Genomic DNA, 10,357 nt, shown 5'->3' on the forward strand with positions numbered 1-10,357 from the left:
TTAACCTCTCCTTATTTCCCTGCCCTACTTCTTATCGCTGGGTTTGCAATGGCACAATTCTCTAATACTACCGTTACCGGTATCCTATCACTTTCGCAACCACCGGCTACAGTTTGGGTAGCATAATAAGTAGTGTTGCTTACCAACAAAGTTGATGATGGCAACACCGTGGTACTTGTAGCATCTGCGTACCATTTAATGTTTGTACCTGTAATAGTGATATGAGCTAATGAAGTATGCACTGTTGCACAAAATTTCTGGTTTGTAGCAGCTGTTGGGCTAACTTTTTGCAATACCGCCAACACCACATCTCTAGTACTGAAACAACCTGTAGCTGTTTCTACCACCCTTACATACACCGTTTTGCCCACACCAGTGTAAGTATTTGCTAACGAATTAATTCCCGCAATGGCATCTGCTGAACTTGCGTGGTAAGTAAACGTATAATTGGCAGGTGTAGCCACTAACATTGCATTGGCGTCTGTTAAGGTAAAATTACCAGTATTACCTCCCGATGTAATTGCGCAAGCATTTACGGTAGTTGCATTTAATACCGGGTTTGGCGTTAAGCCTAAAGTTATCGCATCTGTTAAAGTACAACCCGGACCATAAGTTACCGTTACACTGTAAGTTCCCGGACCAGTTACCGTAATATCTGGCGTAGTTGCCCCATTGCTCCATAAAATAGAAGTAGCATCGGCATTAAAACTTGCGGTACTTAAGGTATAAGGATATTGATTACAGCCAAGTATCTTATCTTCACCTAAGTATTGAAAGCTATCTTGGGTAGCAAAAGTCCAGTTGCTGTTGCCACCGGCATCGTCACCTACTACTTTGTTTTGGGCAGTGGTACAAGAACCGCCTGCAGCGATGTCTGTTAAGCGGGCAAATTTAATATCAAAATTACACAGGGTGGATATAAATGTTGCCGGTGTACCTGGAGTAGTTGCACGAAATCTGATTGGGTTACAAGGTGTGCCATTTGCTGTTAAGCTATTTGTAACTGTTATTGTACTGCCTGAACCTATACTATTATCGGAAGAATTGGTATAGCGTAGATTATCAACAATAAATCTACCCGTCATACTACTCGTAGGCCTTAGGAAATTAAGATTTGTAAATCTCAAAGTACCGCTGCCACTACCTAAAGTAGCTGAAATACTTTGATTTACATTCATTGTACCATATTCAATAGTAACGCCTGCTGGGGTAGTAATAGGGATACCCCTCACATTTACATTGATAGTACTACCCGTTGCATTCCAATTAGCTAAATTAGCACTATGTGCTGCTATATAAGTATTTGTACCATCTGTACCATTTAAAGTAATTACAGAATTTGATATATCTGCAATATTTGCACCTATAACCTGTAAGTTCAAAGATGCAGCTATAATGTTATTGCTGTTGGTGTAAAATTGACCAGATGCAAATCTGATGTTATGATTAGAACTGAAGTTATCCAAGAAATCATATCTACCACCGCCATTAAATGTTAATAAACTACGTACTGCCACACCGTTGGTAGTAATGGCATTGGCATTAGTTACCAACGAATTTCCTCTCATGTTCCAATTTCCAGCAAAAGGAAAGGTCATGCTTGGTGCCAGCCTTACTAAGCCGTAGGTGTTTAAATTAAGTCCCGAAATACCTGCAAAAATTGGTGTGCGACTGCTTACGTCATTATCCCATGTCATATTACGACAATTGGCATCAATATCAATGGTTACGGTTTGGTTATTTGCTGTAAATGAATTACCATCAAAAAACACATCGTCTGTAATAGAAGGAATACAGTTATTTACATTTGTAACAGCAGGATTACCCCCCGAAACACCAATGCTCCAATGCGAGGCATCGTTCCAATTACCTGTACCACCTACCCAATAAAAATTTTGAGAAGGATTAGCGGTGATATTTACATTCAGGTTATTACCCAAATCTTCGCCGCCAGGAACCGACATGGTTACGCCTGTAGAATTAATGTCTTTTAATACAGCATTGTTTACTACAAATGGTAGGCTGGCCTTAAACAGTTTTACTCTCACGCCAGCAGATGCAGATTGGATAGTTACCTTTGGCGAGCAACTACCGATACTGTTGGTATTTATGGAGTTTACAACTGTATAAACCATAATACTAGTGTTGGAGGTAGCATTAAAGGTGTAGGTTTTACCAGCCGACAAATTATAGTTACCTACCTTGTGACTAGCAGCTGAACTGTTTATATTTACAAAGTTTGCATTACCAGTGGATGTTATATTATTAGCTTCGAAGTTCAAAACACCTTCATTTCTTAACTTAGCGGTACCTGTATTTGCTTTGAAATTAATATCATTAAAAGATAGTTCTGAGAGCAGTACTGTGCCATCGCCTACATAACCATTGATTATAAACTCTGCGTTTACCCCTGTTAAATTAATTGTAGAAAGGGCTGCATTAAAAGAACCCAAAAAAGGTGTCGTCAATACAAAAGCATTAAGCCCACTAGCATCTCCATGAGTAAACGTTAATACTGAATTTGAAAAATTAAGGTGACGAACATTACTAGCCAAAGCTGGTATAGATGAACTGGCAAACCTAACCGCCGTAATATTTTTACCGTTACTGCTAAATGTACCTGCACTAATCTGCAACAATGCCGAAGGAATAATTAAATCATCGGTTAAAGTATAAGTACCTGTACCAAAAAATTGTATGGCACCTGTAGTATAATTTGTACTTCCAGATTTCACCGTATGGTTGCCACTACCTACATATACCAAATTAGAAGCTACACCGGTACTACCCGAAAAATCGGCGCTGCCGTTAACATTTAACAAACCACCCGTAAGCCTACCTCTATTATTGGGGTCTGTCCAATAAACATTGCGGGCGTACGCCATGTTGGTAGTACTAGCACCAGTGCCAATAGTAACCGTTTGTCCTGTTGTGATAAACGAATTGGTATCAAAATATACATCATCATTATAATTTGGCAAACAGCCTGTAGGCGCTTGTGCAGATCCACCACTACCTAAAAGAGACCATTTAGTTGGATCGTTCCAATTACCTGTGCCACCTACCCAGTAAAATGAACGTGAAATTGTAGTTGTGCTTGTAGTATAAGTTCCGGTATTCAAGCCTAAATCGTTATTTACAGGCATGGTAAGGGTACTGCCCGAAAAAGCAATAGATTTAAAACCAATGTTTAAGGTGGTTATAGCTGATGTAGCATTTAATGCTATTGGTGTTGCACCTTCTGAGCGTATGCTCGATTGTCCTACGCAACTAGCAGTTTCGTTAATGGTATTTACGGTTAACTTTAAAGCTCCAGTTGAAGTAATATCTACTGGTTTTAGCAGATTTAAATTTGTAACGTTAAGACTTACCCCATTGCCGCTTGTATTAAATGCCGAAGTATTGATATTAAAATCTGTAACCCCAAAAATAAAATTTGAATTGTTTCTAATGTGCTCTGAACAAATACCTGGCGTAGTTTCTGTAAAAGTGATGGATTTTATACCGTTAATTACTGTACCATTTGTAACTGAGTTACCTGTGTTGATAAATGTATTTCCAGTACTTTGGTTAATGTAAATTTCTGCATTAGTCCAATCGTAATTGGTTGTTGACGGACTAGCACCAAAATTAAGCGCACCACTATTTGCTGCCCCCCTATTTACACTTAATTTACTGTTAGCTAGATTAACCGTTTTAGTTCCTATAATAGTTGGAGCAATTATAAACCTGCCAACTTGTATCCAATTACCGTTGGCAATAAATGTAGTGTTGCTAATACCAATTTCTACACCAGGCAAATTTAAATCACTTAATAAAGTATAAGTACCTGTTCCTGCAAATGCAATAGTTCCACCTGCACTATGAACAGAATTATCACCCATATTTACAGTATGATTACCCGTACCTAAAAAAGAAGCTGTAAAACTAGACAACATGTGCTTTCCGTTTGAAGAGAAGCTTCCATAGATATTTATCGTTCCACCAGAAAAAGTAATTACTCCAGTAGAGAGCACATTAAAATTTGCAGCAGCAGCACCGCTAGCTACCACAATTGTTTGCGTTCCATTTCCCGCTGGAAAATACACATCATCTGTAGATTGCGGTGCCAAAGAACCATTGGCGGGTATACCAGAACCCGGTGCACTTTCCCAATTGGCGGCATTGGTATAGTTTTGGTCGGCACGGCCAGTACTTTTCCAGTAAAAATCTACTGCATAGGTTTTACTGCCAAATAGCGCAACCATTATTAATACGGCTAATATCTTATAAATGTTTTTCATGTAATGCTTTTTTATTCTTTTGATATCAAATTGAATAAGCTAAAGCTTACAACTGTTTAAAAACTACGTTCATGTAAGTTTTTGCAGTTACGGTAGCAGTGGCTAAAATTCTATAGCTTAATTTGCCATCAGGAGTTAGCGAAACACTTGCAGGATCGAAAACTGTATTATCGAAATAGGTTACAAAATAGCCTAATGCGTTTGCTGCTAAAACATCTAAATTACCTGCTCCTGTACTTTTTATAGCTGTGCGGCCAGCAACAGGACCTGTTGCACCCGTCATACCAAATTGTGCGCTATAAATGGCATACATATCTACTGTGAAGGTTTGTGTTCCGGCATCGTAGGTTACGTGGGCAGGCAAATCTGTGTTGGTAGTTGGCATCACCATAGACGGAGCGTAGAAAAATTTGGGTGCAGCTACTGGGTTTGCCCAAACAGTGCTATTTCCGCTACTCTTAGTTAGCACCTGCCCTGCAGTACCGCTAGTGATAGGCAAAAAGTAATTGGCTTTCACTACACCTGAGCCGTCACGTAAATCAACCCCAATACCATTTGTTTTTTGCACTAACAATTCGGTCCTATGGTTGTTAGGGAAAGAACCGCCAGGGCCCGAACCATTTGTTGTGGTATGCACCAAACGAAGACCATTGTTTTGCAAAGAAATGGTAGAACCAAAATTATCTGTTACATTGTAGCTTTCCATAAAGAACTCGCCAGTATTGGTATTTCTAATGGTAGATACAGAATTAGTTCCATTTTGTGAAGCCATTGCCGCTTGAGTATTGTTTACACTAACAGTATTTTTTGTGGTTCCTGTCACAGCCTCCAATGCTGCAGAGATAGGGCTTGCAGAAGCTGCACGATAATTGCTTGTTGCGCCGTCGTACCAGTAGTGCATAGCTGCATTTGGGTTCAGCGGGTTGTCTATTTCTGTTCCATAAAGAGCATTCCCGCTAATTACTTCAGCTTTAAAATTTCCTTTTACCTCTAATCTTTTACCTGAAGGCGTAGCACCGCTAAAATCGCCTACAGCTACATTTCCAATTTGGTAAATAGCATCGGTATTAGCAGTTGCACTGTTGGTTGTGGTTTGTATTCTCCAAGGCTCTGGAGCAGTCAATGCCCCAGCAGTTATGGTTTTTAAAACTCCTGTCGCATCTGCAACAACCACTTTATCTGTAGCGGCATTACCTGCGTAAGCAGCACTATTAATGTTTCTTATTTTTAAGCCGCCATTGCCAGCTGTTGCTGCACCACCTAGATCTAACAGTTCCGTTGGTTTTACACTATTTTCATTAGTGATTAATGAAGCAGGATCTTCAAAGAAATATCCTGGTATACCAATACCTGTCTTTCCATTTTTAAGAATAGTTAAGGCATTTTGACTTTTTTCATCTTCTACACTACCATTACCTATTTGAAATAGGGCATCTGTAGGAACCATATTTAATGGATCTCCAGTTTGACGGATGGCATTCTTTATACCAAAAACAGTTTCTGTGAACGAAGGAGCGTAAGTATTTGTTCCTGCTGTGAAGGTATTTTTACCTACAGCATTCGATCTAACGGCAGCAAAAGAATGTTCTCCAGTAGCATAACTTCCATCTCCCGAAGCAAAACTCTCTTCTCCAATAGCGTGTGTAGCGTTACCAAATGATGCCGACATGCGACCATCAGCACTTGTACTATTACCAAAGGCTACAGAGCGTTCGCCTCTTGCATGGGTTGAATTACCAAAAGCTGCTGAGTTTTCTCCTAATGCAGATGTACTATTACCTACTGAAAATGCATTTTTAGCTTCAGACCTGCTGCTACTTCCAAGCGAGGTTGAATTTTCGCCTATTGCTCTATTCATGTATCCAAAAGCTACAGAATTTATCCCTACAGGCAGAGGGCCACTTCCAAAATCGGCTACTTCACCACCTCTTACTGCTCCGCGAACATCTAGAGGAGCGACTGGAGCTTTTGTTGCGAAAATACCTAGTGGGTCTATACCTACATTTCCACTCTGGTAGATATTTTGAGTGTTAAGCGTAGCAGGGTTTGTTGTTAATTCTACCCTCCAGTTATTACCGCCTAGGGGTGTATTTGCGTCAATTAACCTGATCCATTTTGCCTGTGGAACACTCCAATAATAATAACCCGGAGTTACATTATTAGGCGCAACACCATCAGTGGCTGTATTGAAAACTGTTAAGGAGTTTGCAGGGGCGTTTATCGGTGCAGCAACTGTAGTGCTTGTCAATGCTACTCGTGGTAGCAAAGCACCTTTGTTGGTAGCAACCATATCTATTACAGATGATGGTGCTGGGTTGCTGGTTCCAAAACCTTGTTGTGCATTTGCAGAACCTGCTAATGCTACAAGTACAATAAGTGACAGGCTTAAATTAGTATAGTTTTTCATAGGTAGGATATTTCGTTTACGCTTCAATTAGGCAAAGCCTATCATGCGTTTCTGTCTTATTTCTGTTTGATTTCTTTAATTACTTGATCAGTGATATCTGCCAACGGATTTAGATACAACACGCTGGTTGTTGAGCTATCTAAAACCTGCATGTATTTCCCCCTTAAAGCCACAGTTTTTATGGCTGCCATTACTTTTTCTGTATAAGGCTTTGTTAGTAGCTCTTTATATTCAGCAATTTTTTTATTTGCCATTTCGCCGTATGCTTTCAAATCTTTATCTGCAGTTTGGGCATCGCCTATGGCCTTAATAGCATTAGGTGCTTTAGCATCTAGTTTATACAAGCTATCTGCTTGCGTTACCAATTTATTTAGAGCGGCTTGTTTCTTATTGTATTCGGCAGCATAACCAGCCGTTTCTTTAGCTACTAAGGTGTCAATTTTTGCAAATTCACTCATACTTGCTATCACTTTTTGCCCATTAACAATGGCCAGTTGAGCCTTACTTTGAAAGGCAAAAAATAATAGCGTAACAAGAATTGGGATATTTTTTTTCATTTGTTTATTTATTGAGAAAGCGAATTAATTAAGGCTTTAATATTTTGATATAAATTATTACTTGATGTGTATTTGAGTTTAAAATAGAGGGCGAGATTATAGAAATCTCCATTATGTGCAATCATCATCCCTAAACATGCTACTTCCCTCTACTCTTTTACCTCAGCCCTCCCTCTCCAAAGGAGAGGGAGTTGTTATATGTATTTTTTTAGATTGAGGAAGTTTTCTTAACCTTTCTCCACTCAACCTTTTATTTTAAATACGACTTACAACGAACCAGTTTGTGCCGTCAGACTGTATTACCCAACCTTGCCATATTGATGCACCGGTTATTCCAGTAGCTGCAGCATTTCCATCTATGGTACCGCCAGCAGAAACTACATTGACTGCACCTGTTCCTTCAATCATCTTAACTGTATATCGTTTACCTTTATTAGTAGCCGCAGCAGCTGGCAGTGTAATTTTAACCGTTGTAGCTACACCAGTTTGAACCAATATGGTTTCGTCTGTTGCTAGCATTGTGTAATCTGCTGATTTGGTTTCAATGGCTGTACTTGTACTTGCTGCAATGGTTTTCAAAACTCCATTTGCATCTGCTACTACAAGGTTGTCTGTAGCAAGGCCTGCAATAGTATTTATATCACGAATGCGAACGTTACCAGAACCAATATCCAAACGTTCTGTTGGGGCAATTGCTATATCTGTACCAATATTGCCATTATTTAAAATAGTTAACGCATTTCTACGTACACCAATACCTCCATTACCTACTTGTAAAAGTGCTGTACTTGCCGTTGTAATAGCATTATATCTACCTAATACAAGCTCATTTGTTCCTGAAGAAATGCTTCCATTTCCAAAGACTGCAGAATTACGTCCATTCGCTTCATTTTCAGCACCAGAAGTAAATGAGTTAACTCCCACTGCTTTATTCATCGTACCTGTAGCAAAGGCTTCTGTTGTTCCAGTAGGAATTGTATTAAAGGCACCGAAAGTAGCTGAATTATTTCCATTTGCCTTGTTACCTTGTCCTGCAGCAAAAGCATTTATATCTGAAGCTTCATTCTGTTGTCCAAACGCAGCAGAATTTACCCCTGCAGTACCTATATGGCTAGTTCCACCACGCACTGCACCTTCTACATCAAGTGCCGCACCTGTTTGCAATGCGTTTTTACCTATGGCCACACTTCCCATTTGGTAAATATTTTGTGTATTTGCAGTTGCACCTGCATTAGTGGCTACGTTAAACCAAGGTTCAATAGCTAACGTAGACGGATTTACTGATTTCAATAATCCCGTTGTTGGATCTGCCACCACTAAAACATCAGTAGCAGCACCTGTTTGTAAGCCTGCAATGGCTAATGTATTTGTGACATCTGTCGTAATAGTAGTAGGCTTAGTTAATGCACCCCCTAATTGAATGTTATTTACTGTTTTTGTTAAACCATTATCTGCTGTTACTGTTGCAGGCAAAATTGTAGAAACCTCTTTTACCTTTAACACACCGTTCACATCAGCAACTACCAACCTATCATTCGCATCGGTACTGATATAGTTTGGTCTTTCAGCGGCTTCTACAGTTCTCCAAGCGGCCAATGGACCGTAACCTAATGCTCCAATTCGTACGCCACCTAAAATTAAATCTAGACGCTCAGTTGGGGTTCTCCAAAAAGCATCAAAGTTTGGATCTGAACCAAAGGCCCAGTTTCCTTTTTGATCTATTACAGCACGATATTTAACACCTGCGGTATTTACCAATGTTTTACCTCCATCGCCTTCCGAAGCTCCAGATACACCAAACCAAATCTCTCCACCAAAATCATTTAATTTACCTGTTCTAAGTACCATGCCTGCACGTTGTTGGGTTGATAGACTTCCCCATCCGTAATTTGCTGACGATGTACTTGTGTGCCCTTCAAAGGCCGCTATAGATTGCCCCATACCTCTTGCCGTTCTAGCACCTATTGCTCCACCAGAAATAATATTACGGTGTACAATTGCCTGTGCTGCACTTGTGGTTGCTAAGCTGTAGTTTACATCCAAATCTTCATTAGCTTGAAAAGTTACCTTATCGTCATTCTGACGACCTAATAAATTACCATCAGATGGATTGTAACCAAAACCTACTCTACCTGCTGGAGTTACAATGATATCGTCTAAAACCTGTGTTGATGTAGGAGTACCGGTTGTTGCATTGTTTTTAGTAGCATCTACATTGAAAACACCAATTCCATTTTGTGTACCTATAGCTACATTTCCATGTTGGTAAATATTCTGTGTATTTAGTGTTGCCTTATCCGTAGTTAATCTCACATTCCAAGGCTCCATCGTCAATATCGCTGGATCTACCGATTTCAATAATCCCGTCGTTGGATCTGCCACCACTAAAACATCAGTAGCAGCCCCTGTTTGTAAGCCTGCAATGGCTAATGTATTTGTGACATCTGCCGTAATAGTTGTTGGTTTAGTTAATGGCCCACCTAACTGAATATTATCTCCAGTTTTAGTTAAACCGTTATTTGCCGTAACTGGGTCAGTTGTTCCTGTTGCGCCGGTTGCACCAGTAGCTCCCTGAGGCCCTTCGGCTCCTGTAGCTCCGGTTAGACCCATTTCACCTTGCGCACCTGTGGCGCCCTGTGGGCCAGTGGCACCCGTTGCACCATCAGCACCTGTTGCACCCTGAATTCCTTGGATACCCTGCGGGCCAGTGGCACCAGTAGCTCCAACTGCACCCTGAATTCCTTGGATACCCTGTGGACCAGTGGCTCCTGTAGCTCCGGCTAAGCCTGTTTCACCTTGTACACCGGTTGCGCCCTGTGGGCCAGTGGCACCCGTCGCACCAACCGCACCATCAGCTCCCGTTGCACCCTGAATACCTTGGATACCCTGCGGACCAGTGGCTCCTGTAGCTCCGGTTAGGCCTATTTCACCTTGTGCACCTGTGGCGCCCTGTGGGCCAGTGGCACCCGTAGCCCCAACCGCACCATCAGCTCCCGTTGCACCCTGAATACCTTGGATACCCTGCGGACCAGTGGCTCCTGTAGCTCCGGTTAGGCCTATTTCACCTTGTGCACCTGTGGCGCCCTGTGGGCCAGTGGCACCCGTAGCCC

General features: G+C 41.0%; 3 protein-coding genes and 1 pseudogene. All 4 read right to left on the bottom strand.

The genetic code is table 11. From position 1 onward, the window contains the following. Nucleotides 1–11: 11 nt before the first annotated feature. A complete protein-coding gene (locus tag REI64_RS14575; RefSeq protein WP_308850872.1) occupies nt 12–4,283 on the bottom strand; it encodes a hypothetical protein in 4,272 nt (1,423 codons plus the stop codon). Between the two features lie 46 nt (nt 4,284–4,329). After that, nucleotides 4,330–6,690 carry a hypothetical protein gene (locus REI64_RS14580; protein ID WP_308850873.1) on the bottom strand — a complete coding sequence of 787 codons (2,361 nt, stop codon included), beginning with the start codon at nt 6,688–6,690 and terminating at the stop codon, nt 4,330–4,332. Nucleotides 6,691–6,746: 56 nt separating this feature from the next. Next, nucleotides 6,747–7,247, bottom strand: coding sequence for an OmpH family outer membrane protein (locus tag REI64_RS14585; RefSeq protein ID WP_308850874.1), 501 nt, complete (start codon nt 7,245–7,247; stop codon nt 6,747–6,749). 255 nt (nt 7,248–7,502) lie between these two features. Next, a pseudogene (locus REI64_RS14590) lies at nt 7,503–10,357 on the bottom strand (hypothetical protein); the annotation flags it as partial.

The sequence above is a fragment of the Pedobacter sp. genome, assembly GCF_031119335.1.
Taxonomy (GTDB): domain Bacteria; phylum Bacteroidota; class Bacteroidia; order Sphingobacteriales; family Sphingobacteriaceae; genus Pedobacter.

Coding starts and splice junctions, on each gene's coding strand:
- REI64_RS14575 (WP_308850872.1), bottom strand. CDS start 4,283: ATGAAAAACATTTATAAGATATTAGCCGTATTAATAATGGTTGCGCTA.
- REI64_RS14580 (WP_308850873.1), bottom strand. CDS start 6,690: ATGAAAAACTATACTAATTTAAGCCTGTCACTTATTGTACTTGTAGCA.
- REI64_RS14585 (WP_308850874.1), bottom strand. CDS start 7,247: ATGAAAAAAAATATCCCAATTCTTGTTACGCTATTATTTTTTGCCTTT.